Raw genomic sequence first — 26,744 nt, forward strand, 5'->3', positions numbered from 1 at the left:
ACCGGCCAGAGCCGTGCGCCACGGCGGCCGGTTCGGGCCGCGCTAGCGCGGCCCCATGAGCATGGTGCGCGGGTGGTCGGCTCCCGGGTCCGGGTCGGTCCGGCCGGCGAGCTCGAAGACGAAGCGGCGCAGCTCGCTGTTGAGCCGGGGGGCGTTCGGCGCCAGCGCCGCCATCACCTCGGCGAGCGCGCGGGCGGTGTCGACGCCGCGGATGGCGGCGTAGCGCGCGGCGACAGCGGGCGTGCGGCTGCGCCCGGCGGCGCAGTGCAGCAGGACGGTCCTGCCCTCGTCGCGCAGCCCGGCGACCGCGCGGGCCGCCTGCTCGACCGCGAAGTGGTCGTGGGCGTTCTCGCCGGGCAGGTCCACCAGCCAGATCTGGATGTGGTCGGCGCGCGGCACCTCCGCGAAGTCCTCGGACCCGGTCGCGCACAGGGACACCACCGCGTCGACCCGGCCCGCCCACGGCTGGGCGAGCCGCAGGTTTCCCAGCACCACACCGGGGTCGTGGGGGTGCGCCACCGAGAACGGCGCCGTGACGTCGGCGTAGTGCGGGTGGCGCCGGCAGTGCGGCCAGCCGTACGCGTTGGGGCGGTCGTTGGTCGCTGTGCGCACGGCCAGGCTGATGAGGTCGCGCGAGTGGATTCCGGGCCAGCCGTGCACGGCCCGCTGCCACTGCCACGGGACGGCGGACACGCCCCACCGCGCGCCGAGCAGCGCCCCGGCGATCGCGGCGACGGTGTCGGTGTCGTCGCCGGCGCGCACCGCGTTCTCCAGTGCGAGGCGGAAGTGGTCGGCGGCGAACACCCCCTCGGCCGGGCGCGACTCCGGCACCGGCGTCGTCATGATGGCCGAGTACGCGGCCTGGAGCGCCGACACGACGAAGCCGTTCGGGGAGAACGCGTGCGGGGGCCGCGTCTCGGCCTGGTCCAGCCGCGCCGCCCACTGCGCGCGCCGTTCCTCGGGCAGCAGCGCGAGCCCGTTGCGGACCCCCTCGAACCCCCCGTTGTCGACCGCCTGCCTGATGCCCTCGCACCAGAGCACACAGGCGTCCTCGGCGAGCGGGTCGGCGTGGGTGAGCCTGCCGTAGAGCGCCGCGAGTTCGGCGGTGGCCCGGGGGTCGTGCGGGTAGGCCAGCGCGATGGGGGCCGTGCGCATCAGCGAGCCGTTCCCGGCGCCGGGCGCCCCTGACGCGTAGCGGGCCGCCGCGGCGGCGAGCATCCGCGCCGCCACCTCGGGGGTGCCGCCGGAGGGCAGCGCCTCGTCCAGGATCGCGCGGGTCTGGTCGCCGATGTCGGTGGCGCCCTCGCGCCGCCACGTCAGGAAGTTCTCGGCGACACCGTTCAGCGCCGCGGTGGAGAGGAGGTCCGGCACGCCCGCCGTGACCTGGGCGAGGCACACCGCCATCTGCGTGTCGTCGGAGTATTCGCCCGGCGCGTAGGGGCCCAGTCCGCCCCCGAGCATGTGGGGCGTCTCGTGCGCGGTGAGGCGGCGGGCGAACTCGTAGGGCACGCCGAGGGCGTCGCCGCAGGCGGCGCCGAGCAGGACGCCGGAGATGCGGTCCAGCCTGAAGCGGTCGGCCGGATGTTCGGCGGGGCGTGGGGCGCCGGCTCTCGCCGCCATGGGGGCTCCTCTCACCGTGGCCGCGGTGTACGCGGCAGCTTTGAGTGTAAGTACGGATTTGTCGGCCGCAGCGGCCCGCGCCGCGGAACCCGCTCCGGCCCGTGCGCCGTCGCGCCTCCGTTGCTATGTCGATCGACATACTTAGAAAGTGGATGTGATGAGCGAGATCTTCGTAACCGGCGGCACGGGATTCATCGGCGGCCGGCTGGTCGAGCGGCTGGTCGACGAGGGGCACACCGTGCGCGCCCTCGCGCGCTCCGACTCCGGCGCCCGGCGGGTGACCGGACTCGGTGCCGCCGCGGTCCGCGGCGACCTCGGCGACGCCGCCGCCCTGGCCAGGGCTATGGCGGGGTGCGGGCTGGTCTACCACGCGGCGGCCCGCGCGGCCCGGGGCGGCGGGCGGGCCCGGTTCTGGGCCGACAACGTCGAGGGCACCGCGAACGTCCTGCACGCCGCGCGCGCCTCCGAGGTGCGGCGGGTGGTCCACGTGGGCACCGAGGCCGCCCTGATGGTCGGCCAACCGCTGGTGGGCGTCGACGAGACGGCGGAACTGCGCCCGGACTCGCCCGCGCTGTACCCCGCCAGCAAGGCGGCCGCCGAGCAGCTCGTACTCGACTCCAACGGCGCCGACATGGCGACCTTGGTCGTGCGCCCCCGCTTCGTCTGGGGACCGGGCGACACCACGGTCCTCCCCGAACTCGCCGATGCGGTGCGGTCGGGCCGGTTCGCCTGGATCGGCGGCGGCCGGCACCTGACCGACACCACCCACGTCGACAACGTGGTCGAGGGCCTGGTGCTCGCCGCGCAGCACGGCACCGGCGGCGAGGTGTACTTTGTCACCGATGGTGCGCCCGTGGTCTTTCGCGACTTCGCCACCGAACTGCTCGCGACACAGGGCATCACCCCGCCCGGCCGGTCGCTGCCGGCCTGGGCCGCGCGCGCCGCGACCGGCGCCGGCGAGGCGATCTGGCGCGGTCTCCGCCTGCCCGGCGCGCCGCCGCTCGACTACATGAGCCTCTGGCTGTCCAGCCAGGAGTGCACCATCGACACGACGAAGGCCCGCACGCAGCTCGGCTACGCGCCGCTGCGGACCCACGCCGACGGGCTCGCCGAGCTGCGCGGCTGACCAACGAGGAGCCCCCATGCCACGGCCCCGCTCGCAGTCACGACAGCGGATCGTCGCCAGCGCCCAGGTGCTGCTGCGCCGCCAGGGTTACCAAGGGACCGGGCTCAGCCAGATCATCGACGCCAGCGGCGCGCCGCGGGGGTCGGTGTACTACCTGTTCCCCGGCGGGAAGGAGCAGATCGCCGTCGAGGCCGTCGCCGCCTCGGCCGTCGAGTTCGACCACCTGATCGGGACCGCCTTCGACGCGACCGACAGCCTTCCCGAGTGGATCGGCGCGATGGCGCGGCACTTCACGGAGTCCCTCGACGGGACCGGGTACCGCGACGGCTGCCCCATCACCACCATCACCCTCGACTCCGTGCCCGGCTCCGCGGCGCTGACCGACGCGTGCCGGGCGGCCTACGAGACCTGGGCCGGTTCGCTCACCCGCGCGCTCGCGCACTACGGGGTGCCCGGCACCGAGGCGCGCAGCATCGCCCTGTTCATCCTGACCAGCCTGGAGGGGTCCCTGGTGCTGTGCCGCGCCTACCAGTCCACGGACCCGCTGACCGACGCGGCGCGGCACATCCTGACCGTCCTGGCGCCCTACACGCGGTAGGCGGAAAGGGGGTGGCGGCGCCGCCGTGGTCCCGGCGGCTCCGCCCACCCCCTCACGGGCTCGCCAGCGCCTCCGTCGGCGAGAGGCGCGACGCGCGGATCGCGGGGTAGAGCCCCGCCAACCCGCCGATCACCAGGGTGGCGGCGATGCCGCCGAACACCGCCCACAGCGGGACCACCGCCGGCCAGCCGACGGAAACGGCGTAACCCGCCGTGACCCCCGTGCCGAGCAGCGCGCCGCCCGCCCCGCCGAGCGCGGAGAGCAGCAGCGACTCGGCGAGGAACTGGGTCCGGATCTGGCCGCGGGTGGCGCCGAGCGATCGGCGCAGGCCGATCTCGGCGCGCCGTTCCAGCACCGAGATCACCATGGTATTGGCGATCCCGACGCCGCCGACGAGCAGCGCCACCCCGCCGAGGCCGAGGAGCAGCCCGGTGAACGCCTCATCGGCGGCCTGCTTCGCCGCGAGCGCGTCGGAGGGTGTCGACACGTCGACCTCGTTGGCGAATTCGGGGTTCACCGTCGACCCGAGCAGCGAGCGGACGGTCTCCACCGCCTCGTCGGCCGAACGGGTGTAGACGGTGGTCGCCTTGCCGTCGAAGCCGATCTCGGCCTCGGCGACGGGCCAGCCGACCAGCGCGGCGGTGTCCAGCTCTGGGGCGAGCGGAGCCCGTTCGAGGATCCCGACGACGGTGAACCACTGCCCGCCGACGAGGATCTTGATGCCGGGCCCGGCATGGCCGATCCCGAGGTTCGCGGCCGCGTCGGCGCCGAGCACCACCGCGGGGTATCCGTCGGTGGCGGCGTTGAGCCAGGCGCCGTCGGCGATCTCCGCCCCGGTGGTGCCGAGGAGGTCGGTCCGCGCGGCGTAGGTCGCGATGCCGTTGGTCTCCGACTCCGGGATCCGGTCCGAGCGGTAGACCTTCGCGTCCTCCACCTGGCCGATCGCCGACACGGTGTCGACGGGCCCGATCCGCTCCACCATCGACTCCGCCGTGTCGGGGAACTCGGCCTCCTCACCGGCGAACGTCTGCCCCGGACTCGCCGTGAGCAGGTTGGTTCCCAGCGCGGCGAGCGTGCGGTCCAGCTCCGCGCTGCCCGACGCCGAGATGCCGACGACGCCGACCATCGCCGCGATGCCGATGGCTATCCCGAGTGCCGACAGGAAGGCCCGCAGCGGGCGGGTGCGCAGGCCGACCGCGCCGACCTTCACGACGTCGCCGGCCGGCATCCGGGCCGGCCGGAGCGCGTTGTGCGCCATCAGCGCACCCCCGCGGTCTCGGGGTGCGCCGTGTCGTGGACCAGCCGGCCGTCGTGCAGCCGGGCCCGGCGCGGCAGCGACTCGGCGATCTCCATGTCGTGCGTGATGATGACGACGGTGGTCCCGGCCTCGTTCAGCTCCATCAGCAGCCGCAGCACCCCGGCGCCCGAGACGGAGTCGAGCGCACCGGTCGGCTCGTCGGCGAGCAGCAGCGGCGGTTCGCCCGCAACGGCCCGCGCGATGGCGACGCGCTGCCGCTCACCGCCCGACAGCTCGTGCGGCCGGTGGTCCATCCGGTGCCCCAGCCCGACCCGTTCCAGCGCGGCCGCCGCCCTGCGGCGCCGTTCGGCCGGCCGCAGCCCGGAGTACCGGAGTACAGGAGCCCGTCGGCGACGTTGTCCAGTGCCGGGGTCCCGGCGGCCAGATGGAACTGCTGGAAGACGAACCCGATGCGGCTCGCCCGCAGCGCCGAGAGGGCCGCGTCGGGCAGGGAGCCCGCGTCGAAGCCGTCGACCCGCACGGAGCCCGAACTGGGCCGGTCGAGGGTGCCGAGCATGTGCAGCATCGTGGACTTGCCCGACCCCGAGGGCCCGACGATGGCGACGAGCTCGCCGCGCGCGATCGACATCGAGACGCCGTCGAGCGCGGTGACACCCCCGGGGTAGCTCTTGGTGACCTCCGTCAGTGCGATCACTTCGGCATCCCCACGGTCGTGCCCTCGGCGATCCCGTCGCCGCTGACCTCCACGCGGCCGTCGGCGAACAACCCGGTCTCGACGGGGACGTAGGAGGTCGACCCGCCGGCCACCACCTCGACGCCGAATCCCCCCTGCTCCAGCGCGAGCAGCGCGGCGACGGGCACGGTCAGCACGTCCTCGCGCGTCTCGGCGGTGAAGGCGACCTCCACCGACGCCAGGGCGTAGTCCTCGGCCGCCTGCTGCGCCTTCTCGCCCGTCAACCGGACGACGACCTCGATCATGGTCTTCGGCTCCTCGCCGTCGCCGCCCTCCTCGATCACGGTGTCGACCTCGTCGATCTCGCCCTTGACGGTGTCACCGTCGGGCAGGGTGACGTCGACCTCGCCGCCCTTGTCGGCGAGCCGCTGGTCGGCGGTCTCCAACTGCACCGTGACGGCCTTGTCGGTCGCGGTGTAGTCGAGGATCTTCCCGCCCGGCCGGGCGTCGTCGCCCTCGCCGGCCTGGAGGCCGTCGACGCGGACGGATCCGGCGGCGAACACCACGCTGCCGAGGTCGACCGTTCCGGTCTCGTCGAGCTTGCGGTCGCCCTGCCATTCCAGGACCGCCGCCGCGGTGCCGCCGGTGTACTCGTCGTCGGCGGTGAACCCGTCGTAGCCGAGCTTCGCCAGGTTCTCCTCCAGCTGGCGGACGTCCGTGCCGGAGGTGCCCGGTACGAGGTCCCGGTACGCGGGCTTCCCGCCGTACATCAGCGTCACCGGGTCGGCGTCGACCTCGAACAGCGTCTCGCCGCGCCCGACCGTCGCACCGGACTCGGGCAGCCAGGTGAGCGTCCCCGAGCGGCGGGAGGTCGCCGTGGCCGCCGTGCCGAAGGCGAGTTCGCCGTCGAAGCTCTCGCTGTCCCGCAGGGTCCCCGACTCGACCTCGGCGGTCTCCGGGGGCAGGGCCGCGGCCGCGCCCCCGGAGTCGGAACCGCCGCGCAGCCCGAGTCCCGCGGCGGCGGCAGCGGAGGCCACCACGGCGACGGCGACGACGGCCAGTACGCGGCCCCGGCGCCGCGGGCGGCGGGGGGTCCTCTCCTCGTCGGCCGGCACCGGATCGGCCCGGTCCTCGACGGTCGCCTCCCCCATCACTCGCCTCCGGCGGCGCCGCCGGGGCCGCCCTTCATGGCGTCGCCCATGATGGGCTGGCACTCCTTCATGGCCGCGTCGAAGTCCGGGTCCTCCGCGGTCTTCTTGTCCATCCTGATCCCCATCTGGCCGGGCTCGGGATCGGGGAAGTCGACGTCGTTCTCCCGCATGCACTCGGCGAACTCCTGCTGCTTCTTCGCCATCTCCGGGTCCTTCTTGCCGCGCTCGCCGGTGGGGGCGTACTCCTCGCACGCCTCCATCGCCTTGTCCATGCCCTCCTCGCCGCCCTTCTTGCCCTTGACCATGACCCCCTTGCCGGGTTCCGGGTCCTCCATGTCGACCCCGTTCTCGCGCATGCACTCGGCGAACTTCACGCCCTTCTCGTGGGCGCTCATGCCGGCCGCGTCGCCGCTCGCGCCGCCGCTCTCGGAACCGCAGCCGGTGAGGGCCAGCCCCAGCACCAGGGGCGCCGCCACCAGCAGGCTGCGCATCAGGTCTCGCTTCACGTCGCGTCCTCCTCGATCGCGGCCGGAGGCGTTCCGGCCGTTCGAGTGGCGATGCAACGCGACGCCGCGTTTCCGTGGCGTTTGCGTGTCCGCTCGCGCGGGCCGGGGGGCGCTTACGACGCGGAAACAGGGGGTCGGCGACCATTGCCCCCAGGGCAGGAGGCCCGCACGTGGCGCGGCGTCCCGCGGATTGGGGAGGTGGCGTCCGATGCGGGTGCTGGTGGTCGAGGACGAACCGAAGCTCGCCGAGGCGATCGCCGAGTGGCTGCGCGGCGACACGCACGCCGTCGACATCGCCGCCGACGGCGCCGAGGCGCTGGAGCGCACCGGCGTCAACGACTACGACGTCGTCGTCCTCGACCGGGACCTGCCCGCTGTGCACGGCGACGAGGTGTGCCGCGAACTGGTCGCGTCCGAGTCCACCGTCCGGGTCCTGATGCTCACCGCGGCCGCCGAGGTCACCGCGCGGGTGGCGGGGCTCTCCCTCGGCGCGGACGACTACCTCACCAAGCCGTTCGCGTTCCCCGAGCTCGCGGCGCGCGTGCTCGCGCTGGGGCGGCGCTCCCGTCCCGGTGCGCCGCCGGTGCTGCGCCGCGCCGGGATCACCCTCGACCCGGCGCGCCGCGAGGTGTTCCGGGACGGCCGCTACGTCGCGCTGTCGAAGAAGGAGTTCGCGGTCCTCACCGAACTGCTGCGGGCGGAGGGTGCGCCGGTGTCCGCCGAGTCGCTGCTGGAGAAGGCGTGGGACGAGTACGCCGACCCGTTCACCGGCGCGGTCCGCATCGCCGTCCTCAAGCTGCGCCGCAAGCTGGGCCCGCCCGCCGTCGTCGAGACCGTCACCGGAGTGGGGTACCGCATCCCGTGAGATCGCGCATCCTGCTCGCACCCCGCTCGCTCCGGCCGCCGCGCGCGCTGCTGCGGCGGCGCATCACCCTGCGCACCCGGCTCGCCCTCATCTACGGCGGCACGTTCCTCGTGGCCGGCGTCCTGCTGCTCGGCGTCACCTACACCCTGTTCGACCAGCAGATCGGCGGGACCGGCACCCGGATCTTCACCGCCCAGAAGGGCGACAAGGACGAGAAACCGCCCCTGTCGGGCGACGAGCCGCAGGTCAAAGGGAAGATCCTGGGGCAGTCCCCCGACGCGTCGCCGCCGCCCGACGCCACCGAGGCCGAGAAGTGGATGGCGGAGCAGCAGGAACAGCTGCGCGACGCCGCGACCACGTCCCTGGTCACCCAGGGCGGTATCGCGCTCCTCGTGGTCGGCGGGGCCGCCACCGCGTTCGGCTGGCTGGTGGCCGGCCGCGTGCTGGCGCCCCTGCACCGCGTCACCGACACGGCGCGCCGGATCGCCGGCGCCCCGGCCGCCGACCGCGGCCTGCACGAGCGCATCGCGCTGACAGGGCCCGACGACGAGGTGAAGGACCTCGCCGACACCTTCGACACGATGCTCGAACGGCTCGACAGGTCCTTCGACGGGCAGCGCCGGTTCGTCGCCAACGCCTCACACGAACTGCGCACACCACTGACGCTGGGCCGCGCGCTGGTCGAGCTGGCCATGCACCGCCCGACGGCGTCCGACGACGTCAAGCGGCTCGGCACGGACCTGCTGGAGATCAACATCCGCCATGAGCGGCTGATCGGCGGACTGCTGATGCTGGCCGGGTCGGAGCGGGAGGTCACCGAGCGGCTGCCGGTCGACATGGCCGACGTGGTCGACCACGTGATCGTCCAGACCGCCCCCGAGGCCGAGCAGGCGGGCGTCACCGTGCACGGCACCGCCGACGAGGCGCTCACCGGCGGCGACGCGCTGCTGCTGGAGCGCCTGGTGTACAACCTGGTGGAGAACGGCATCCGGCACAACACCGGCGACGGCGGCTGGGTGGGCGTCACCAGCGGGGTCCGCGCGGGCAAGGCCGTGGTGGAGGTCGGCAACACCGGGCCGGTCGTGCCGCCCTACGAGGTGGCGGCGCTGTTCGAGCCGTTCCGGCGCCTCGGCGACGACCGGGTGGCCACCACCAAGGGCGCCGGGCTCGGCCTGTCCATCGTGCGGTCGGTGGCGCGCGCCCACGGCGGCGACGCCGCGGCGCGCCCGCGCGAAGGCGGCGGCATGACCGTCACCGTCACGCTCCCTCTGTGCGACGACACCGAACCCGCCGAACCGGCCTGACCCGGGCCGCCGGTCCGGTGGACCGGCACGCCGAAGGTGTTCCGTGGTCCGCTCGGATGCGCGCCGGGTCAGAGCCGCCGCGGCAGGTTTCCGCCATCTATCCGGTGTCCGGCGTGCCGGGCTGCGGGTCCGCGGCGGCGAGTCCGTCCAGGTGGCGTGCGATGAGCGCGCGCATCAGGGCCGGAGTGGTCGTGGCGGGCCGGGAATCCGCCGGCCGAGCCCCGGCGCCCGCGGACGGCCGGTCAGCCCTCGGCCCGCGTCACGGCGAACAGGCCGACCTCCTCCCTGGTGCTGGCGGTGCCCGTGAACCCGGCGTCCCTGGCCCACTGCTCGGTCGTGCGCGCGGGGCGGCACTCCATCACCCACGGGTCGCCGTCGCGGTTGGGCAGCACGTTGGCGATGAAGTCCAACTGCGGGTGGTGCTCCTGGGTGGTGAACACGAGGACGCCGCCGGGCGCCAGCAGGGCGCGCAGCCGCCGCATCGACGCTTGGATGCGGTGCTCGCTCAGGATCAGCTCGTAGAGGCCCGACACCACGATCACGTCGGGCGGCCCGTCGAGGAACGGGGCGGGCGCCGGGTCGAAGGCGTCGCCCTGCTCGTAGCGGATGTTGTCCAGGCCGCGTTCGGCGGCCTGCGCGGCGCCGCGCCGCAGGCCGTGGTCGGCGAGGTCGCGGCAGAGGATCCGGGCCCGGTGCGGTTGGTCCGCCGCCAGGTCCTGGAGGTAGCGGCCGGGGCCGGCGGCGACGTCCAGGATCCGGACGACGTCCTCCCGCCGCTCGATCTCGGTGCGCAGGACGTCGGTGAGGAGCGCGCGGCGCGCCCGGATCGCGCGCCACCCGACGGCGTTCAGGTACACCCGGTCGATGAGCCGGCCGACGCCCCACCGGCCGCCGGGCTCGTTCCGGTAGACGTAGTCGAGCATGGTGCCGCTGTCGAAGCCGTGCCGGTAGCCGATCCGGACGCCGTCGCTCAGCGTGCCGATGGTGCGCAGTGCCAGGCGCGTCAGCGCCCATTTCGCCTTCGTGACGGGCCCGGCGGTCGCGGTGGCTGTGGTCTGGAGAGGTGCCGCGGTGATCGCGGTTGCGTGGTTCATGGCTCCAGCGTGCGCGGCGCGGCGCCCGGCGGCATGAGTGCGGCGACGGGTGTCCGGGCGCGCTGCTACTCAACCGCGGCCGGGTACCCGGCGCCGGGTTCACGCCCGCAGGAACCGCGCCTCCACGTCCGGGTCCAGGCCGACGACGGGCCGGTCCGCGCGCTGCGGCGGTGCCCCGTCCAGGCCCTGGAGCCAGGCCCAGGTGTCGGCGACCGTCTCGGCGACGGGGCGGCAGCGCAGGCCGTCGGCGTGCGCCTTGGCGGTGTCGCCCTGGTGCAGCAGGTCGTAGTCGTCGCCGGGGGCGAGCCAGATGGGGAGGTCCAGCCACGGCCGGATGCCCGCGGCGAGGATGCGATCGGGCCCGCTCCACCGCAGATCGGCGGCCGACCCGGTGGCGCGCACGCACTCCGCCAGCAGTTCGCCCATGGTGGTGTGCCCGGGCGGGCTGACGACGTTGTAGGCGCCCCCGAGACCGCGGGCCGCGGCGTCGATGGTCCACGCGGCGAAGTCGCGCGCGTCGATGTACTGGAGGTCGAGGTCGGACGGTCCGGGGGCCAGCACGGGTCCGCCGCGGGCGATCCGCAGCAGCCACCACGGCAGCCGGCCGATGTTCTCCCGCGGCCCGATGATCAGCCCGGGGCGGGCGAGCAGGGCGCGGTCGCCGAAGCTCTCGGCGGCGGCGAGCTCCCCACCCCGCTTCGCCCGCGCGTACTCGACGCCGCCGCCGTCGCCGGGCTCCGCGTCCACAACGGGGCCGTCCTCGGCCATGCCCGCCGCAGCGGGGGACGCGTACACCGAGCGGCTCGACACGTAGGCGTAGCTCCCGGCGCGGTCGGCGAGCAGGCGCGCGGTCGCGCGCACGGCCGAGGGCGCGCCGGACCAGGTGTCGACGACGACGTCCCATTCGCCGCTCCCGAGGGCAGCGAGACCGCCGGTGCCCGTGCGGTCGCCCGCCAGTACGGTCGCGCCCTGCGGCGGGGCGTGGTTCCCCCGGTTGAACAGGGTCACGTCCCAGCCGCGGGACAGCGCCTCGTCGGCGGCCGCGCGCCCGACGAACTCCGTCCCGCCCAATATCAGGAGTCTCATGGCGCCCACTCTCCCGGTATCGGGGCGCCACCGGAAGCGCCTACTGCTCGCAGCAGAATCGCGGTGGGCGCAGGGCGTACCGGCGGCGGGTCACTCGATCGGTTCGCCGACCATGCCGGAGCAGGGCGCGCCGGGCTCGGGGGTCTGCGGCCCCTGCTGGTACTCGCGGATGAACGCGTCGACGCGGTCGTCATCGGCGGACTCCAGGATGAGCTGCTTGCCCCACGCCGACAGCACGACCGGCCCCGGAAGGTCCTCGATCGGGCTGACGACCAGGTAGTCGCCGGTGGAGTACCGGCCGCGCAGTGACTCCACGTCCTCGGCGGGCAGGTCCGGGTCGTGGCTGATCCACACCGCGCCGTGCTCCAGCGAGTGCACGGCGTTCTCGGCGGGGACCTCCTCGTCGTAGACGCCGCAGTTGAGCCACTCCTGGCGGTGCTCGCCGCCCACGGGCGGGTGCTGCGGGTAGTCCACCGGCGAGTCGGTGTGCTCGGGGGAAAGGTCGTCGAAGCTCACGACGCCGTCGAGGTCGGAGTCGGCGACGTGCCCGCCCGGCTGCGTGGGGCCGGGTTCGGTGGAATCGCCCAGGAACATGTAGGCGCCCACGGCGCCGCCGCCGATGAGGACGAACAGCGCCACCACGACACCGACGACGATCCACGGCGCCGCGCTCCCCCGCTTGGGCGGTGGCCCCTGCGGATGGGCGCCCGGGGGCCAGTGGGGCGGCTGCGGCGGACCGGGCGGGGCGCCACCCGGGTGCTGCTGCTCCCGGCCGGGCGGGGGGCCGCCCGGATACGGGTACTGGCCGGGCGGGTACGCGCCCGGGGGGTAGGGGCCGGGCGGCGGGGGCTGCTGCCCTTCGGGGGGAGCCATCGCCGGACCCGGACCGCCCTCGTACTGCCGGGGGCCGGGCCCGGGCTGCTGCGGATTCGGGGGCGGGGGCGGGGCGCCGTGCCCGTACGGGTCCTGGGGATTCACCACAGGCGCACCTTACCGTCCGCGCGGCCGCCCACCGCGTGGTCCAGTGGTGCGAGCGACCGGGCGCCGCCGCCGGCCTGCCCGTCGCCTCCGAGGTCAGTGCGGGGCGCGGGCGACGACGAGGGCCATGGCGTGCGGCGGGGTCCGCACCTCCTGCACGTCGACGTACCCCGCCATGACCAGGCGTGCCGCCAGCTCCCCCGCGTCCCACGGTGTGCTCCCCATGCGGTCGACCCGCCACCTGAGGACCGCTTCGCGCCTGGTCCCCCTTTCCTCGGGAGCGCCGCGCAGGGCGGTGGCGCTGATCAGCAGGCCGCCGGGCCGCAGCGCACCGCGGATGCGCGGCAGGGCTTCGGCGGCGGCGGCCGTCCCGATCACCGACAACGGGAGCCACGCGAGATCGTAGGCGCCGGCGTCCGTGAGTGCCGCGACGTCCTCCAGCCGCAGTTCGACGCGGTCGTCCAGCCGCCGCTCGGCGAGGTGGGCCGCTGCCAGCCGGAGGGCGCGCGGCTGCACGTCGATCCCCACCGCGCGTGCGCCGGGGACCCGGGCCGCGACCTCGGCGGCTATGGCGCCGATGCCGGTCCCGACATCGAGGAACCGGAGTCCTTCGGAGCGGAGCAGGCCGCCGACGCCGGGGAGCCGCGCGGCCAGCAGGTCCAGGTATTCACCGAATTGCGCGCCGGAGTTCCTGCCCTCCGCGGTGAAGACGGCGTCGTCGTCTCCGTCGGGGCGGGCCGGGACGCCCTCGGCCGCGTCGGCGGCCTGGCGCAGTATCCGTCCGATGCGTCCCGGGAAGGCGTCCGCATCCGGCCGCCCCGCGAGTTCCGCACGGTGGTCCGGCCGCAACCGCCATCCCTCGGAAACCCGTTCGGCGAGACCCGCGGCGCCGAGGACGGCGCCGTGCTCCTCGGAAAGCGGTTCGCCGTTGACCGCGGACGCGAACGCGGCGAGCACCCATGCGTCGGTCATCAGCGCGTCGACGCGGGCCGCCAGCCGCGGTTCCGATGTCGCCATGGCGTGAGTGTGCCAGTCCGGACACCAGGCGCGCACCACCGCGGAAATGGGCGGCACTTCGACCCGTGACATATCGGGCGCGGTGCGTTAGAAATTTGGAGGACCGAGCACGACGCCTATTGGGACCGATCGAGGAGTGAAGCATGGCCTGTGCCGGATATGACCTGACCGTGTCGCTCGACCACGTCGACGCCGTCGAACTCGATGTCGAGGAGCTCGACGAGGAGACCGTGCGGGAGCCCGTTGCCGCGGTCTGAGTGGTTCGACCCCGCCGACCGGGCGACCGACGGCTTCGGCCGCCCGGTCGGCGGGGGGACCGGCGACTGGCCGGGCGGCGGCGAGCGCGAGCTGCCGCTCGACGCCGCGGAGCGCCGGGTCCGGTCCGACATCGACGCCCTCGGCTGGCGGGCCCGTTCGCGGGTGCTCGACCGCGCCGACCCCACGGCGACCCAGTGCGAACTCTGGCACCAGGACGGGACCGAGGTCCCCTACGGCCTCGGCAGCGGCAAGGGGGCGCATGCGCCGGCCCACGTCGGCGCGATGTTCGAGGCGCTGGAGCACGCGTTCAGCGGCCCCTTGATCCGGGAGTCCCTGGCCGTCGAGCTCCATGAGCCCCGCGAACTCCTCACCGGGCCGGTGGGCGCCGACCGCGCCGTCCATGATCTCGCCCACCAGCCGGACGCGCGGGTGGCGTGCCTGCCGTACGCGGCTCTCGACGGCGGCCCCTCCTTCCCCGCTCCCCTGTCCCTCTGGGCACCGTGGTTCCCCATCCCCACCGACGGCATGGCGGACTACCGGTCCCGTGTCGGCGACACCGCCGACTACCGCACCCTGCTCTCCTACACGGTCAACACGGGGTGCGCCATCGGCGCCACCCGTGAGGAAGCCCTCCTGCACGCTCTGAACGAGTGGGCGGAGCGCGACGCGTTCTCCCTGTTCCTCCTGCGCAGCGTGTACGACCGCGGCCCCATGCCCGCCCGCGTCCCCGACACCGCGCTGCCCGGGTTCCTGCATGCGCGGCTGGACCGCGCGTCGGCACTCGTCGGCAGCCGCGTCGTCCTGCTGGACCTGACCACCGACCTGCGGGTTCCGGTGGTCATGGCCGTCGCTCCGGGGCTCGCGGGCGGATCGGCGCGCTACTACGCTCTCGGCGCGTCGTTGTCGGGCGAGACCGCAGTGGACCGTGCGGTGACCGAGTTCGTCCAAGGGGAACTGCTCGCCAGAGTCGTCGCCGAGCACGACACGGCGTCAGCGGCCGACGGACGGCCCGCCGAGCGTCCCACGTTCGACCGGGTCGTCGCCGAGCACGACACCGCCTCTGCGGTGCGCGATCGGCTCGCCGCACACCCGCGGTTGCTCGCCTGCGCCCACCTGGACTTCGCCGACCGGATCGGCGAGGCGCCGCTCACGGGCATGCCCGCCGAGACCGTCCCGCGCGGGACCGGCGTCCCCGCGCAGCGCGCCGCGGTGGTGGCGCGGTTCGCCGCCGCCGGCCACCGCGTGGGAGCGTACACCCTCACGAAGCTCCCCCATGGGACCACGGTCGTCCAGGTGCAGTGCCCCGGCCTGGAGAGGTTCCACCTGATCACCAAGGGCCATCTCGCCCTCCCCGGAGCGCGCGGCCGCCGCCTGCGCGCCGGGCGAACGGTGTGACGCTCGGCGCACTGCACCCGGGCCGGGAGCGCTCCCCTGACTGGGAGCACTCCCATCCGCCGCGGAATCGCACAACATTCCACCAATACTGCGAAAACCACGGGTTTCGAGCCGGTTGACCTCCGGGGAAGCATTGTTCCGCGGAATCACCGACTGAAGACCCGAGGTCCTTATTGACCTGCGGCTACGATTTTTTATAACGGCCGCGGAACGGCAGCGCGCCCGAATCCGGGTCCGGAAACCGCGCGAATTCACGGCCTGCGGAGCAGGGCGGAGAACCCTTATCGTCTGGACGGCTCGCGATTTCCGGCGCGCCCCTTCTCCGTACTAGATCCGGGGGATCCGTTGTTCCGTGCGCAGCGCCGCGCCCGTGCCGATCCGGGCGCATCGACGGCGGAGTACGCGGCGGTGATCGTGTTGGCGTCGGCCCTGATGAGCGCGCTGTTGGTGGCCGGGGTGCCAACCGACGTCACCAGCAGTGTCCAAGCGGCGATCTGCCGCCTGTTCGGGACGAGTTGCGAACCGCCGCCGAAGGGCGACCCCGACGCCGCCTATCTGCCCAAGCGCTGCGAGGTCTACCAGAAACAGGAAAAGGCAGGGTACTCGACCTACATCGGAATCTTCAAGTTCGGGGACGAATTCGCGTTCATGGAACAGCAGATGGCCGATGGGACCTACCGGATGACCCTCATCCCGCACAATGCCGAAATCGGCGTAGAGGGAAAACTCTTCCAACTGAAAGGTGAAGGCGGGTCGAACTTCCAGCTGGGCGGCGAGGCCAAGATCGGCGCGTACCTCAAGGGGTCGGTCGGCGACACCTGGGTGTTCAAGGACAAGGCCGAGGCCGATTCCTTCCGCGACGACATCTTCGAGAACCAGGCCGCGATGGACGCCATGTCGCGCAACCCCGGAGCGGGCCTCTACTACGCGATCAACCCGCCGCCCGAGATCCCCGACCCGCAGATGACGACGGCCACCACCCGGCTCGAAGCCGGGGGCAACGCCGAACTGGGCCTCAGCGCGAAGGACTCCAAGGCCGAGAAATACTTCGACATCGGCACGGGGATCAACGGCAGGGCGAAGGTGGGCGGCCAGGTCGCCGTCCGCACCGACAACCGCAGGCCCGACGACCCCTCGTACCCCCTCACCGCCACCACCTACCAGCTCGACGGCCAGCTCGGAGCGGGGAGCGAGGTCGCCGGCGACGGGCTGGAGAACGCCGGCGAGTGGACCGGGGCCGTGCGCATCACCCGCAACAAGCAGGGCGAGCCCGTCGAGATCATGTACCTGACCTCGGTCGAGGAGTCGCTCGTCGGCAAGAACCGGGTCGGCGGCAAGGGGGATGGCGCCAAGGGCGGCTACAAGGGCAAGGACGGCGAGAGCTCGCTCCAGGAGTCGCGCACGGTCATCGAGCTGAAGACCCCGGAGGAGCGCCGCATCGCCGAGGAGTACATCGACGAACAGGGCCTGCTGGGGATGCCCGCTCTGGCGTTCAACCAGGTCATGGACGAGGGGGACGCGCTCCTCACCGAGCCGCCGCCGGGCGCGGGCGAGTTCGAGAAGCTCATGTACGAGAAGGCGTGGGTCTCGAGCATCGTCCAGGACAAGACCTCCAGCCAGGACACCTTCGGCGGCAGGATCGCCCTCGGCGCCGGGCTCGGCATGAAGGTCTACACCGGGTCCTCCGAGGCGCGCACGGTCGAGTCCGAGTACCTCGGGGCGCCCGGGGACGACGGCCGCCGCCGGTTCGAGGAGTTCCCCGCCTGCCTGGCGGAGCCCGGATGACCCCCGCCGGACCGCGCACGCACCGGGGCGCGGCCCACCGCGCCGCCGAAGAGGAGCACGCATGAGGACCTGGCTGTGGGCGCTCGCCGTTGCCACGGGCGGAATCCTCGCCGCCCTTGCGGGCGCCCTCCTGTCGGGGGCGCTGCTGGCGGGGCTCTACCGGACCGGGGCGGACAGCGGTGCCGCGGACACCGCGACGGTCGCGGGGGTCGTGGGGACGGGCCTGATCGCCGCGGCGGCAGCCTGGGCGGGGATCGCGCTGCTCTCGGCCCGCACGCGCCTGGGCCGGTGGGCGGCGGCGATCGGCGCGGTCGGCCCGTTGGCGGGAACGGCCCTGGTCCTCGTCCCGTTCGCGCTGGGCCCCGGTTCGGCGGGCATCACCGCCGCCAACGCCGCCGCCGCGCTCGCGGGCACGGCCCTCGCCGTGGTCCCCGCCCTGCGTTCCCCCGGCCCCCGCTGACCGGCGGCGGGGGTGCCATGGGTCAGGTGCCGGTGCGCGCCCGTGCTGCGGGGCGCTGCCAGATCTTGAGGATCCGCGCCAGGAGGTAGACCAGCGCGGCGGCGACGACCCCGCCGACTCCCAGGGCCCACGGCCCGTAGTTCACGGCGATCAGCGGCAGCATCGCTGTGAGCAGGCCGCCGCCGACGATCGGGCTGAAGAAGGGCGCGCGCAGCGCGTAGGAGCGGGCCGCGTCGGTCTTGAGGTCGGGGTCCGCCGACCGCAGCAGCATCAGTCCGACGGAGGCCACGGCCGTCTGCGACCCGAAACTGACGATGGAGTGCTCGAACCACGCGTCGCGGAACAATCGCGGCCCCGCCCAGTAGAAGAAGCCGACCGCGATCACCGCGGCGACGGCGACGAGGATCGCGAGCGGGACGATGTTGTCCACCACCACCGGGACCGTGATCGAGGCGACCGCGGAGACGACGAGCAGGTCGAGGGCGACACCCTGGATGGCGCGCAGGCTGCCGGGGTCGACCGCGTCCCCCAGCCGGGTCCGCGCGATGGCCGCCTGCACGATGGCGCCGCCGATCATCGCCATGGGGAACAGCGGCATGCCCGGCACGACCAGGCCGAGGAGGTACTGGAACACCCAGCCGATGAGGACCGCCGCGGCGATCAGCGCCCCGTGGAACGCCAACCCGTCCACCAGGTCCTTGTTCAGCGTGACGTTCCCGAGTACGGGCCGGGACCCCGCGGGCAGCACCTCGGGGGCATAGCCGCCACCGTCGCCGCCACCGGTCGGGGTGCTGAGGTCGCCGCGGCGGGCGGCGACGTTGATCAGCACCATCCCCACCACGATCCCGAAGATCAGCCCGGCCGTTGCACTGGCAAGGGCGAGCGCGCCGCCGTCGGCCCAACCCAGCTCGGTGTAGACCGGTCCCATGCCGGCGGCGGTGCCGTGCCCGCCCGGCCAGCCCACCTCGATGATGGTGCCGAACATCGCGCCGACGTCCCAGAACGGCATCAGCAGCGCCGCGCAGACCAGCATGGGGACCCCGATCATCAGGAAGTCGCTCATGTAGCCGAACAGGAGCTGCGGCGCGATCAGGTGGTAACTGGTGCGCGGGTTGGGGATGCGCATCCCGATGAGCATCGGAGCGAACACGATGGTGATCAGCACCCCCGGCAGCCCGGCCCATGTGGTGATCATGCTCTCGGGGAACAGTCCGGCCCCGTACGGCCCGAGGGCCGCGCCGAGGACCCCGCCGATGAGAGCGGCCGGGATGAAGAGCCTCCGCAGCGGGGCGATCAGCAGCCGCAGTACGACCCCCGCGAGCACGAGGAGGCCGAGGACGGTGCAGGCGAAGAGGAGGGTGTTGACGGCATCGCCGCTGACTTCGTCTGTCGGGAACATGCTGCTCCTTGTGAGCAAGGACCGGTGCGGGTGCGGCGGATCCCCATGGGGTTCCGCACGCTGTTCCGCTCGGCCGGACCGCGGGGCGGCCGGTCAGAACCTGTCGAATGAGAACGGGGCGAGGCTGTCCGGGCGCGCGCCGGTGCGCGCCCAGAACGTGAGGGCTTCGGCGACCGCGGGCGCGATGGCGAAGCCGTGTCCGGTCCACCCGGTGCCCACCAGGGCGTTCTCGGTGCCGGGGATGCGGTCGATGATCGGGATCTCGTCGGCGCTGCACGACTCCGGCTGGGAGGTCTCGGCGATGTCGAGTCGGGCGTCGGCGAGCCCGGCGTACACCTCGGCCGCGGCGCGCAGGTTGCCCTGCACGTTCGCCTCGATGGGCTCCCCCCGTCCGAGGTCGGCGTTCCAGCGGCCGCGCCATCCGCCGCTCACCATGACGCCGCCGTCGGGAAGGGCCTTCAATGACAGCGAGCGGTGGTCGTGCCCGATGAGATGTGACATGGGCGGCGCGGCCTTGGGGGTCACCCGCAGCGCCTGCGGCAGGATGCGCCAGACCGGCAGGTGCACGTCGAACTGGTCGCGGAGCAGGTCGACCGCTCCGGTGTTGTTCAGCACCAGCAGCGCCTGCCCGATCTCGTAGCGCTGCCCCTGCGCCGTGCGGACGGCGGTGGCCCTGCCCTCGGAGCGCTCGACGGCGGTGACGGCGCTGTGCTCTTTGACGGTGGCGCCCCGCGCCTCGGCGGCGGCAGCGTACGCCCTGGTGGTGGCGGTGTGGTCGGCGCTTCCGTCGAGCGGGCAGTACAGCGCTGCGCGTACCTCCGGGCCGACGCCGGGTTCGAGGGCGAGGACCCTGTCGCGCCCCAGGACCTCGGTCGGCACGCCGAGGCCCCGTTGCACCGCCGCTTGGGCGTCGGCGGCGACGAGCCCGCCTTTGGTGCCGGTGGTCTCCTGCTCGATGAGGGACATGCCGCCGGTTCGCTCGTATCCGGTCTCGGCGCCCAACTGGTCGGCGAGCGTCGGCCAGATGCGGTACGCCGCCCGCATCAGGGGCATTTCACGCAGGTCGCGCCGGTTGCCGCGGACGCCGCGCCGGCCGAAGCCGCCGGAGGCCCCTGAGGCGATCTCGCCGGCTTCGAGGAGGAGGACGTCCTCCCCCGCTGCGGCGAGCAGCCACGCGGCGGCGCATCCGTTGATGCCACCGCCGATAATCACGAACTGGTGCTTCATTCGAACTGGTCCTTGCTGTGTGGTCGGCCTCACAGGGGACAGTAGTATTCACTACATGAATAGGTCAATAACGAAATGAAAGCTTCACAACCGGAGAGCGGCGGTTTCCGCGACCGGGTGACGGCGCGGATCGACACCCTGTCCCCGCGCGAGCGCGCCGTCACCGACTTCCTGCTCAACCGCCCCGCCGAGGCCGTCACGGCCTCGGCGGCCGAACTCGCTTCGCTCACCGGGACCAGTGACGCCACCGTCGTCCGCACGGCCCGCTCACTCGGCTACAGCGGGCTCCGCGAACTCAAGCGCTCCGTCCTCGCCATGCTCACGGCGCGCCGCGACCCCGCCGTCGTCCTCGACCAGCGGCTCGAACGCCTCGGCGGGACGCGCGTATTCGACCAGGTCCTCGCCGACAGCGTCGACCTGCTGCACCGACTGCCCGCCGTCCTCGACCCCCAGGAGTTCGACACGGCCGTCCGGCTGGTCGAGGACGCCGGTCGGACCGTCGCCTACGGCATCGGCCCCGCGTCAGCGACCGCCCGCTACTTCGCCTTGGAACTCGGCCGGATGGGCCGCCGGTGCACACCCCTGGAGGCGACCGGCTTCCGCCTCGCCGACGACCTCCTCGGCATGGGCGACGACGACGCCGTCGTGGTCTTCGCCCCGCTGCGGCTCTTCCGCGAGATCGACGCCGTGCTGTCGCGCGCGGCCGAGATCGGCGCCCCCGTCGTCGTCGTCACCGAGGCCATCGAGTCAGCCGTACGCGACCGCGTCGCCGCCGTCCTGAGCACACCGCCGTCCACCTCCGGCGCAGCGAGCGGGAACTTCGCGGGCTGGCTGGTCGCCCACGCCCTGGCCATGGAACTCGCGGCCCGCGACCGCAGCGGCTCCGTCGCCGCCCACCAGCGCCTCAACCGGCTCAGGCGCGAGATCAGCGGCACCGAGATCGACACAGAGGTCGTGGACGGAGGCGCGGGGTGACGGACGTGCGGACGCTGCGCTTCGCGCCAGACGTCCGTTTTTACCGTGATGTGACGCCCTAGGGAGAACCCTGCCGGTGCGGCCTGAGTCCCAACGGGGGGCGACCACCGTCTCTGGAGGACCGATGCGCATCAGCACACTCACCGCCGCCGCGTGTACCGGCACGCTGCTCCTCAGCGCATGCGGCGCAGAGGACCCCGGCGACCGCCCAGCCGCCCGCACCTCGCCGGTCGCGACCCCGCCGGGCGAGGCCGCCCCCATCCCCGAGGGCAACGGCGGCGATCGCGCCGACGACGTCAACGGCGACGGATACCCCGACCTCGTGTTCACCAGCGACTACAGTGCCGAGGCCGGGCAGGAGATGGAGCCGGCCGGCCACCTCGCCGTCGTCTACGGCGCCAAGAACGGGCTCGACCCGGCCACCCGCACCGTGCTCCCCGCCACCGGGCTCGGATTCGGCCCGGCGGGCGACAGCGAGCGCCTGCGTCCCGCGGCCGCCGACCTCGACGGCGACGGCTTCGCCGACATCCCCGCCCTCGAATCGGACAACGGGTTCGGCGCGGCCGAAGCCGACCCGCCTGAGGCCGCCGTCATCTGGGGCGGGCCCCGCGGCCCCGAACCCGACGCCGAACCGACCCCGATCGCAACGGGCGAGGGCCAACCGGTCGACCAGGCCCCCGCTGTGGGGGACTTCGACGGCGACGGCGCAGCGGACCTGGCGGTCACCGGTACCGACAGCACCGGTACCGCGTCGTCGCTGCGGGTCCTTCGCGGACCGTTCGACCGCGACGGCACCCCTGCGGACACCGCCTCCATCGGGCTGCCGGAGGACGTGGAGCCCGGTTCCCTCCTCGCCGACGAGATCGACGGGGACCGCGCGACGAACCTGCTCGTCCAGCACATAAGCGACGGTGAACAGGCCGAGTCGACCCTGTACACCGGCGGCCCGGACGGGCTCAGCGGGCGGCCCGCCGCGACCCTCGCGGCGGGCAACATGGCCGCTTTCGGCGACTTCGACGGCGACGGGACGCGCGACATCGCCGTGGGCGACGACGGCACCCGCAACAACGAGCCCGGCTACGAGACCGAGGCGCCGGAGGTCCACCGCAAGCTCAACGTCTACTACGGCACAGAGGACGGGATCGAGGAGAAGCCGGAGGCGTCCACCCTCCCCGGTTCGAGCGACTCGGCGAGCTACGGGCTGCGCACCATGGTCGCGGGCGACTTCGACGGCGCCAAGGGCGACGAGCTCGCCGTCGGCAGGGACGCCCGCGGCGTCGAAGTCCTGACGGGGACGGAGGACGGGCTGCGGCGGAGCGCGGACTCCACGCCGTTGAAGCGGACCGGCCCCGCCAAGGGCCCCGAAGGCAAGGTGAACAAGGAGCACCGGCTGGCGCGCGCGTTCGCCGCCGGGGACTACGACGGCGACGGCACCGAGGAACTGGTCCTCGCCTACGACCCGAGCGTCACCCACGAGTCCCCGGTCCAGTGGTGGGTGACCGACGGCCGCAACGACAAGTCCGCCTTCACCAGCGCCCCGTTCACCGAGTGACCCCGCCCGGTCCCCCGGCCCGCATGCACGGCCGCCCGGTCGCGCACCCGGCCCCCGGCCCACATGCACGCTCGGACCCACCCCCCATTCCGATCCGCCCTCCCGGCCCACTCCGGCAGAGCCGATTCGCCGATCAGAGTGCCGCTCGATCAGCGTGCCGCTATGCCGAATACGGCCTTTTCCCACCCGTCCCGCCGACCGTGTGGTGCTATTGACGGCATATCCAGCGGACGCGGAGGACCCGATGCGCGACTCCGAGCACAAGGACGGCGGCTCGTCGGGCGAGGCCGAACGCATGGCGGCGGTGCGCCGCTACGACATCCTCGACACCCCGCCGGACGGGTCCTACGACCGGGTCGCCGCACTGGTGGCGCGGACCTTCCAGGTGCCCATCGCGACGGTCACGATCGTGGACGAGGACCGGATCTGGTTCAAGGCCGCGCAGGGGCTGCCCGAGGGGGTCGTCGAGATCGGCCGCGACCCGGGGCTCTGCGCCTCCGCGATCCTCCAGGACGCGACCTACGTGGTCACCGACGCCCTGCGCGACTCACGGGCCCTCGCCAACCCCCTGGTCCGCGGCGAACTCGGCCTGCGCTTCTACGCCGCGGCACCCATCACCACGGCCGACGGCCACCGCCTCGGCACCGTCAACGCCATAGGCACCGTCCCCCGCGAGGCCACCGAAGGAGAACGCGCCACCCTGCGGGACCTGGCCGCGATCGTCATGGACAACCTCGACCAGCGGTTGGCCGCGATGCGCACCGTCCGGCTGGAACGCGAACTCCGCGAGAGCAAGGAAGCGAACCTGCACGCGGCCCTGAACTCGCGGGCGACCATCGACCAGGCCATCGGCATCATCATGGCCCGGCGCCGGTGCTCCGCCGACGACGCCTTCGCCGTCCTGAGCCGCACCTCCCAGAACCGCAACACCAAACTCCGCGACATCGCCGCCGAAATCCTCACCCAGACCACCACCCCGGGCCCCACCCCCTGACCCGACCGGACACGGCCCACCCCGCCCCCGGTCATCGGCCCGGACGCCAACGGCCACGTCCCCGTTGTCCAACTCCCAGATCTCCAAAGTCATCGTTGATTCTGCTCTTGTCGAGTTCCGCAGCCGTCTTACCGAGTCGCCGCAGATTCGGTCCATTGGGGGGTCTCCGTACGTTCAAGGAACGGGTTCCCGCGCGGGGCAGGCATCATGCGCTTGGCACGCTCGCGTGCGAGCACGGCGCACGCGCTTCGGCGCCGCCCTCACGCCCGAATTCCCCCGGGTGGGGGAAGGGGGTCCCCCTTGGGGGCGATCACCGGGGGCGGGGTGGTGGGGGAAGGTCGCGGTATGGACATCACACGTGCACTTGTCCGCGCCGCCGGGTGGACCGCGGCCGGGTACTGGCTGGTCTACACCGTGGGGAAGGTCTACATGGCGTCCCGCGGCGAGATCGGGATGCCGGGGCGGCCCGCGCCGCCCGAGGCGTACGCCGACATCGCCGACCCCGCGCTCGCACAGCTCGGCAACGCCGCGCTCGGCCTCGCGGCGGCCGGGCTCGCGCTCGCCGCCATCCTGCCCGCCGCCCGCGGGATCCCCCGCCCCGTGCTGCTCGGCGCCCTCACGATCGGTGCGGTCTTCACCGTGCTCGGTCTCACCGCGACGCTCATGCACAGCGCCCCGTGGCCCGAGACCGTCATCACCGCCATCGGCGCCTTCGCGTTCACAGCGGTCACCGTCGCCGCCTACCGGCGTGCCCCTGGCACCGCCACCGCCGCTCCCCCGGCTGCGCGCGCTCCCGTGTGACGGTGGTGGCGGCTCCGGTGTGACGGCAGCATGGGGCGGGAACGCCCATTGGTCCCCGCCCCACCCCACCCCTCACTGGAGCACCGATGCCCGTACCGCTCATCATCGACACCGACACCGCCCAGGACGACTGCGTCGCGCTGCTCGTCGGCCTGCTCGACGCAGAGGCCGACCTGCGCGCCGTGACCATGGTCGCCGGGAACGTCGGCTTCGACTACCAGGTCCGCAACGCCTTCCTCACGCTCAACGCCGCCGGTCGTCTCGGCACGGTGCCGGTCCACCTCGGCTGCCGCCGGCCCATGGTCCGCCCGTGGGTGGGCGCCGAGGAGGTGCACGGCGACGGTGTCGGCGGGCTCGACATGGACATGACCGGCTGCGAACCCGAGGCGGAGCACGCGGTCGACGCCCTGGTCCGGCTCGCGGCCGAGCGCCCCGGTGAGATCTCCGTCGTCGCGATCGGCCCGCTGACCAACATCGCCACAGCGGCGCTGAAGGACCCGGAGTTCGCCAACAACGTCAAGAAGCTGTACGTCATGGGCGGCTCCAACAACGGGCGCGGCAACATCACCGCCGCCGCCGAGTTCAACTTCTTCGTGGACCCCGAGGCGGCGAAGGCCGTCTTCGCAGCGGGGTTCGACATCGTCGTCGTCCCATGGGACCCGGTGACGTTGCGCCACGCCGTGTTCGGGCGGGAGCGGCTGGCGGAGATCGCCGCGATCGGCACGCCCTTGGCGGGCTTCTTCGACCGCGTGTGCGCCGCGACCCTGGAGTTCGACGAGAGTGTGGGGATCGCGGGGACGACGCACCCCGACTCGCTGACCGTCGCGCTGCTGCTGCACCCCGAACTGCTGGTCCGCAGCTCCGGCTACCACGTGGACGTCGAAACGGCGGGCACGCTCACCACCGGCTATGCGGCGATGTCGTGGGGCGTCCACGGGCTCGAACCCAACGCCGAGGTCGTCGAGGAGGTCGACGCCGAGGGTTTCGCCGCGCTGATCACGACGATGCTCGCCGCCCCAGCCGCCCCCGACCGGGCCTTCACCGGGGGCGCGCCGACCGGCTGAGAGCGCCGCGCGCCAAGGGCCGGGGACGCCGGTCCGGCGCGCGCCTTGTGCGCGACGGGATGCGCGTCGGCCGACGGCCGGACCGGCTCCGGTGGATACCCCGACAACCGGTCCGGCTCCGACGCTTGCCCCGAAAGCCGGGCCGGCTCCGGTGGATACCCCGGCAGCCGGGCCGACTCCGGTGGAGCCCACGGCTTGCCGAGCGGCCGCCCGGCGAGCCGTGGGCTCCCATCCGGCAAAGGGGGGCTTGGGCGGCGCGGCGGCGGTCCCGGGGTCCGCCCCGACCCCTCCCCGGACGGCGGGACGCCCCGCTCTCCGGGACTCCGCTGTCCGCCCAAGCCCCGTGGATCCCGAGAGCCCCTCAACCCGCGGGATCCGTCTGGGGGTGTGTCAGTCGCCCACGGAGATGTCGGCCGTGCGCACGCCGTCGGCAACGTTGCGGACGGTCTCCTGGGTGTCGGGGGCCACGTCGATGTCGGCGACCTCGCCGGACTGGTGGTGGACGTCGCCGCCGGTGGCGTCGCGGACGACGCTCTCGGCGGTGCCGCCCTCGGTGGCGCCGCGCACCGCGGCGAGGCCGCCGTCGACCCCGCCGGCCGGCGCCTCGGGCAGTGCGGCGCGCTGCGGCAGGGTCTTGTGCTGCGGCGGGGTCTTGTGCTGCCGCAGCTCCGAGGTGACCCCGTCGGCGGCACCGGCGGGCACGGCGCCCTCGACCTTGTCGCGCAGGGGCTGGACGGCGTCACCCGGCTTCTCGGCCGCGCCGGCGAGGCCGCGCGCCTCTCCGCCGGCCGCGCCGACGGTCTTCTTCGCGGTTCCGCCGGTCGAGCCGACCGTGTCCTTCGCCGTCCCGCCGGTGCGGCGCACCTTGTCGGTCACGGGGGCGGTCTGCGGCACCGCGCCCAGGAGCCCTTCGGTCTTCGAGGCGGCGCCGAGGACGCGGCCGCCGGCGTCGCTCAGCAGCGGCTCGGTCCGCGGGACCGAGACGGACTGGAGGGCGCCGTTGGCGTCCTCCCACTGGAGCTGCGTCGGCACCATGCCGATGACCTGGTCGGGCGCGCCGGCCACGAGCGGGACGACGTGGCCGGCGTCGGTCGACGGGCCGCTCAGGCCGAGGGAGCCCGAGGGCGCCTCGTCGGCGGCGGCGATCCCGGCGCCCAGGGCGAGGAACCCGGCGGTTCCGGCCGCGAGCAGGAGGGTCTTAACGCCGGTGCGAGCGAACGCGAACATTGATGGTCCTTTCGGAGCGTGAACGTCTGTGCTGGTCGCATCGGGCGACGCTGGTCGCCCGATTCCGCGGTTCGTCCTGGCCGGGGACGCGTCCGCGTCGTTCTCGGGATCCGGCGGTCCCGGCCGTGCGCGTGGCGGGCGCTGCGGCGCGGTGCCGGATTCAGTCGTGGGGTCTGGCGGACCGCCGACTGACGTGAACCCCGTGGTTCGGGGGCGCGGGGCTCACGTCAGCCCCCAGTACGCGTGGTGCTGGGACGGGCGGTGCGGTGTCGCCTGGGCCTGGCGGCGGAGGTGCCGGGCCGGCCTGCGGAGCGGCCCGCGACGACGCGCG

General features: G+C 73.7%; 24 protein-coding genes and 2 pseudogenes. 12 read left to right on the forward strand and 14 right to left on the reverse strand.

Translation table 11 applies throughout. From position 1 onward, the window contains the following. Positions 1-42 precede the first annotated feature (42 nt). Positions 43-1,620 carry an ADP-ribosylglycohydrolase family protein gene (locus tag CLV63_RS35145; protein WP_106584737.1) on the reverse strand — a complete coding sequence of 526 codons (1,578 nt, stop codon included), beginning with the start codon at positions 1,618-1,620 and terminating at the stop codon, positions 43-45. 157 nt (positions 1,621-1,777) lie between these two features. On the opposite strand from CLV63_RS35145, the gene CLV63_RS20225 reads away from it, so the two are divergent. After that, on the forward strand, positions 1,778-2,746 hold the full coding sequence (locus tag CLV63_RS20225; protein WP_106584738.1) for an NAD-dependent epimerase/dehydratase family protein: 969 nt from the start codon (positions 1,778-1,780) through the stop codon (positions 2,744-2,746). A gap of 16 nt (positions 2,747-2,762) precedes the next feature. Beyond that, on the forward strand, positions 2,763-3,344 hold the full coding sequence (locus CLV63_RS20230; RefSeq protein ID WP_106584739.1) for a TetR/AcrR family transcriptional regulator: 582 nt from the start codon (positions 2,763-2,765) through the stop codon (positions 3,342-3,344). Positions 3,345-3,396: 52 nt separating this feature from the next. Here the strand turns inward: CLV63_RS20230 and CLV63_RS20235 are convergent, their stop codons facing one another. The 6 genes and pseudogenes from CLV63_RS20235 to CLV63_RS20250 all read right to left on the reverse strand — a co-directional run bounded on the left by CLV63_RS20235 (position 3,397) and on the right by CLV63_RS20250 (position 6,932). Continuing rightward, positions 3,397-4,602 carry an ABC transporter permease gene (locus tag CLV63_RS20235; RefSeq protein ID WP_106584740.1) on the reverse strand — a complete coding sequence of 402 codons (1,206 nt, stop codon included), beginning with the start codon at positions 4,600-4,602 and terminating at the stop codon, positions 3,397-3,399. Then, positions 4,602-4,745, reverse strand: a complete 144-nt coding sequence (locus CLV63_RS35275; RefSeq protein ID WP_394339795.1) for a hypothetical protein — start codon at positions 4,743-4,745, stop codon at positions 4,602-4,604. The genes CLV63_RS20235 and CLV63_RS35275 overlap by 1 nt, the downstream gene beginning before the upstream one ends. Before the next feature lie 105 nt (positions 4,746-4,850). Then, positions 4,851-4,961 (reverse strand): annotated as a pseudogene (locus CLV63_RS35280) (ABC transporter ATP-binding protein); the annotation flags it as partial. A 95-nt stretch (positions 4,962-5,056) separates the two neighbouring features. Continuing rightward, positions 5,057-5,230: pseudogene (locus CLV63_RS35285) on the reverse strand (ATP-binding cassette domain-containing protein); the annotation flags it as partial. Positions 5,231-5,292: 62 nt separating this feature from the next. Beyond that, positions 5,293-6,426 carry a peptidoglycan-binding protein gene (locus tag CLV63_RS20245; protein WP_106584741.1) on the reverse strand — a complete coding sequence of 378 codons (1,134 nt, stop codon included), beginning with the start codon at positions 6,424-6,426 and terminating at the stop codon, positions 5,293-5,295. Beyond that, positions 6,426-6,932 (reverse strand): hypothetical protein, encoded by a 507-nt coding sequence (locus CLV63_RS20250; RefSeq protein WP_245928936.1) that lies wholly within the window; start codon positions 6,930-6,932, stop codon positions 6,426-6,428. The genes CLV63_RS20245 and CLV63_RS20250 overlap by 1 nt, the downstream gene beginning before the upstream one ends. 208 nt (positions 6,933-7,140) lie before the next feature. On the opposite strand from CLV63_RS20250, the gene CLV63_RS20255 reads away from it, so the two are divergent. Together CLV63_RS20255 and CLV63_RS20260 are read left to right on the forward strand one after the other, a co-directional pair. Further along, positions 7,141-7,797, forward strand: coding sequence for a response regulator transcription factor (locus CLV63_RS20255; protein WP_106584742.1), 657 nt, complete (start codon positions 7,141-7,143; stop codon positions 7,795-7,797). Next, complete coding sequence (locus CLV63_RS20260; RefSeq protein ID WP_245928937.1) at positions 7,794-9,101, forward strand: sensor histidine kinase; 1,308 nt, start codon at positions 7,794-7,796, stop codon at positions 9,099-9,101. The genes CLV63_RS20255 and CLV63_RS20260 overlap by 4 nt, the downstream gene beginning before the upstream one ends. A gap of 242 nt (positions 9,102-9,343) precedes the next feature. Here the strand turns inward: CLV63_RS20260 and CLV63_RS20265 are convergent, their stop codons facing one another. The 4 genes from CLV63_RS20265 to CLV63_RS20280 all read right to left on the reverse strand — a co-directional run bounded on the left by CLV63_RS20265 (position 9,344) and on the right by CLV63_RS20280 (position 13,276). After that, positions 9,344-10,195, reverse strand: a complete 852-nt coding sequence (locus tag CLV63_RS20265) for a class I SAM-dependent methyltransferase family protein (protein ID WP_106584743.1) — start codon at positions 10,193-10,195, stop codon at positions 9,344-9,346. 99 nt (positions 10,196-10,294) lie between these two features. Beyond that, positions 10,295-11,281, reverse strand: coding sequence for an NAD-dependent epimerase/dehydratase family protein (locus CLV63_RS20270; RefSeq protein ID WP_106584744.1), 987 nt, complete (start codon positions 11,279-11,281; stop codon positions 10,295-10,297). 90 nt (positions 11,282-11,371) lie between these two features. Continuing rightward, a complete protein-coding gene (locus CLV63_RS34655) occupies positions 11,372-12,262 on the reverse strand; it encodes a DUF3105 domain-containing protein (RefSeq protein WP_245928938.1) in 891 nt (296 codons plus the stop codon). 93 nt (positions 12,263-12,355) lie between these two features. Continuing rightward, positions 12,356-13,276 carry an SAM-dependent methyltransferase gene (locus tag CLV63_RS20280; protein ID WP_106584745.1) on the reverse strand — a complete coding sequence of 307 codons (921 nt, stop codon included), beginning with the start codon at positions 13,274-13,276 and terminating at the stop codon, positions 12,356-12,358. 243 nt (positions 13,277-13,519) lie between these two features. Between CLV63_RS20280 and CLV63_RS20285 the strand changes: the two genes are divergently transcribed. The 3 genes from CLV63_RS20285 (at position 13,520) to CLV63_RS20295 (ending at position 17,174) form a co-directional block, all read left to right on the forward strand. Further along, positions 13,520-14,929, forward strand: a complete 1,410-nt coding sequence (locus CLV63_RS20285; protein ID WP_245928939.1) for a YcaO-like family protein — start codon at positions 13,520-13,522, stop codon at positions 14,927-14,929. 432 nt (positions 14,930-15,361) lie between these two features. Beyond that, positions 15,362-16,714: a hypothetical protein gene (locus tag CLV63_RS20290; protein WP_245928940.1), complete on the forward strand. Its 1,353-nt coding sequence runs from the start codon at positions 15,362-15,364 to the stop codon at positions 16,712-16,714. 61 nt (positions 16,715-16,775) lie between these two features. Beyond that, positions 16,776-17,174 carry a hypothetical protein gene (locus tag CLV63_RS20295; protein ID WP_106584748.1) on the forward strand — a complete coding sequence of 133 codons (399 nt, stop codon included), beginning with the start codon at positions 16,776-16,778 and terminating at the stop codon, positions 17,172-17,174. 22 nt (positions 17,175-17,196) lie between these two features. Here CLV63_RS20295 and CLV63_RS20300 read toward each other — a convergent pair whose 3' ends face one another. Both CLV63_RS20300 and CLV63_RS20305 read right to left on the reverse strand, forming a co-directional pair. After that, positions 17,197-18,573, reverse strand: coding sequence for a sodium/glutamate symporter (locus CLV63_RS20300; protein ID WP_106584749.1), 1,377 nt, complete (start codon positions 18,571-18,573; stop codon positions 17,197-17,199). Positions 18,574-18,666: 93 nt separating this feature from the next. Beyond that, positions 18,667-19,800, reverse strand: coding sequence for an NAD(P)/FAD-dependent oxidoreductase (locus CLV63_RS20305; protein ID WP_106584750.1), 1,134 nt, complete (start codon positions 19,798-19,800; stop codon positions 18,667-18,669). 75 nt (positions 19,801-19,875) lie between these two features. Between CLV63_RS20305 and CLV63_RS20310 the strand changes: the two genes are divergently transcribed. The 5 genes from CLV63_RS20310 to CLV63_RS20330 all read left to right on the forward strand — a co-directional run bounded on the left by CLV63_RS20310 (position 19,876) and on the right by CLV63_RS20330 (position 25,186). Beyond that, positions 19,876-20,775 carry a MurR/RpiR family transcriptional regulator gene (locus tag CLV63_RS20310; protein WP_106584751.1) on the forward strand — a complete coding sequence of 300 codons (900 nt, stop codon included), beginning with the start codon at positions 19,876-19,878 and terminating at the stop codon, positions 20,773-20,775. A gap of 124 nt (positions 20,776-20,899) precedes the next feature. Beyond that, a complete protein-coding gene (locus CLV63_RS20315; protein WP_106584752.1) occupies positions 20,900-22,327 on the forward strand; it encodes an FG-GAP repeat domain-containing protein in 1,428 nt (475 codons plus the stop codon). Positions 22,328-22,571: 244 nt separating this feature from the next. After that, positions 22,572-23,321: a GAF and ANTAR domain-containing protein gene (locus CLV63_RS20320; RefSeq protein WP_170134283.1), complete on the forward strand. Its 750-nt coding sequence runs from the start codon at positions 22,572-22,574 to the stop codon at positions 23,319-23,321. Between the two features lie 345 nt (positions 23,322-23,666). After that, positions 23,667-24,122, forward strand: a complete 456-nt coding sequence (locus CLV63_RS20325; protein WP_106584753.1) for a hypothetical protein — start codon at positions 23,667-23,669, stop codon at positions 24,120-24,122. Positions 24,123-24,208: 86 nt separating this feature from the next. After that, positions 24,209-25,186, forward strand: coding sequence for a nucleoside hydrolase (locus tag CLV63_RS20330; RefSeq protein ID WP_106584754.1), 978 nt, complete (start codon positions 24,209-24,211; stop codon positions 25,184-25,186). 390 nt (positions 25,187-25,576) lie between these two features. Here the strand turns inward: CLV63_RS20330 and CLV63_RS20335 are convergent, their stop codons facing one another. Then, complete coding sequence (locus CLV63_RS20335) at positions 25,577-26,413, reverse strand: hypothetical protein (protein ID WP_106584755.1); 837 nt, start codon at positions 26,411-26,413, stop codon at positions 25,577-25,579. Between the last annotated feature and the right edge of the window lie 331 nt (positions 26,414-26,744).

It is taken from the genome of Murinocardiopsis flavida (assembly GCF_003014485.1).
In the GTDB taxonomy this organism is placed as follows: Bacteria; Actinomycetota; Actinomycetes; order Streptosporangiales; family Streptosporangiaceae; genus Murinocardiopsis; species Murinocardiopsis flavida.

Excerpts from the sequence above, each read along its gene's own strand:
- CLV63_RS20290 (WP_245928940.1), top strand. The coding sequence starts at position 15,362 with ATGAGCGCGCTGTTGGTGGCCGGGGTGCCAACCGACGTCACCAGCAGT.
- CLV63_RS20305 (WP_106584750.1), bottom strand. The coding sequence starts at position 19,800 with ATGAAGCACCAGTTCGTGATTATCGGCGGTGGCATCAACGGATGCGCC.
- CLV63_RS20310 (WP_106584751.1), top strand. The coding sequence starts at position 19,876 with ATGAAAGCTTCACAACCGGAGAGCGGCGGTTTCCGCGACCGGGTGACG.
- CLV63_RS20270 (WP_106584744.1), bottom strand. The coding sequence starts at position 11,281 with ATGAGACTCCTGATATTGGGCGGGACGGAGTTCGTCGGGCGCGCGGCC.
- CLV63_RS20230 (WP_106584739.1), top strand. The coding sequence starts at position 2,763 with ATGCCACGGCCCCGCTCGCAGTCACGACAGCGGATCGTCGCCAGCGCC.
- CLV63_RS20280 (WP_106584745.1), bottom strand. The coding sequence starts at position 13,276 with ATGGCGACATCGGAACCGCGGCTGGCGGCCCGCGTCGACGCGCTGATG.
- CLV63_RS35145 (WP_106584737.1), bottom strand. The coding sequence starts at position 1,620 with ATGGCGGCGAGAGCCGGCGCCCCACGCCCCGCCGAACATCCGGCCGAC.
- CLV63_RS20320 (WP_170134283.1), top strand. The coding sequence starts at position 22,572 with ATGCGCGACTCCGAGCACAAGGACGGCGGCTCGTCGGGCGAGGCCGAA.
- CLV63_RS20325 (WP_106584753.1), top strand. The coding sequence starts at position 23,667 with ATGGACATCACACGTGCACTTGTCCGCGCCGCCGGGTGGACCGCGGCC.
- CLV63_RS20300 (WP_106584749.1), bottom strand. The coding sequence starts at position 18,573 with ATGTTCCCGACAGACGAAGTCAGCGGCGATGCCGTCAACACCCTCCTC.
- CLV63_RS35275 (WP_394339795.1), bottom strand. The coding sequence starts at position 4,745 with ATGGAGCTGAACGAGGCCGGGACCACCGTCGTCATCATCACGCACGAC.
- CLV63_RS20225 (WP_106584738.1), top strand. The coding sequence starts at position 1,778 with ATGAGCGAGATCTTCGTAACCGGCGGCACGGGATTCATCGGCGGCCGG.
- CLV63_RS20255 (WP_106584742.1), top strand. The coding sequence starts at position 7,141 with ATGCGGGTGCTGGTGGTCGAGGACGAACCGAAGCTCGCCGAGGCGATC.
- CLV63_RS20235 (WP_106584740.1), bottom strand. The coding sequence starts at position 4,602 with ATGGCGCACAACGCGCTCCGGCCGGCCCGGATGCCGGCCGGCGACGTC.
- CLV63_RS20330 (WP_106584754.1), top strand. The coding sequence starts at position 24,209 with ATGCCCGTACCGCTCATCATCGACACCGACACCGCCCAGGACGACTGC.
- CLV63_RS20315 (WP_106584752.1), top strand. The coding sequence starts at position 20,900 with ATGCGCATCAGCACACTCACCGCCGCCGCGTGTACCGGCACGCTGCTC.
- CLV63_RS20295 (WP_106584748.1), top strand. The coding sequence starts at position 16,776 with ATGAGGACCTGGCTGTGGGCGCTCGCCGTTGCCACGGGCGGAATCCTC.
- CLV63_RS20265 (WP_106584743.1), bottom strand. The coding sequence starts at position 10,195 with ATGAACCACGCAACCGCGATCACCGCGGCACCTCTCCAGACCACAGCC.
- CLV63_RS20245 (WP_106584741.1), bottom strand. The coding sequence starts at position 6,426 with ATGGGGGAGGCGACCGTCGAGGACCGGGCCGATCCGGTGCCGGCCGAC.
- CLV63_RS20335 (WP_106584755.1), bottom strand. The coding sequence starts at position 26,413 with ATGTTCGCGTTCGCTCGCACCGGCGTTAAGACCCTCCTGCTCGCGGCC.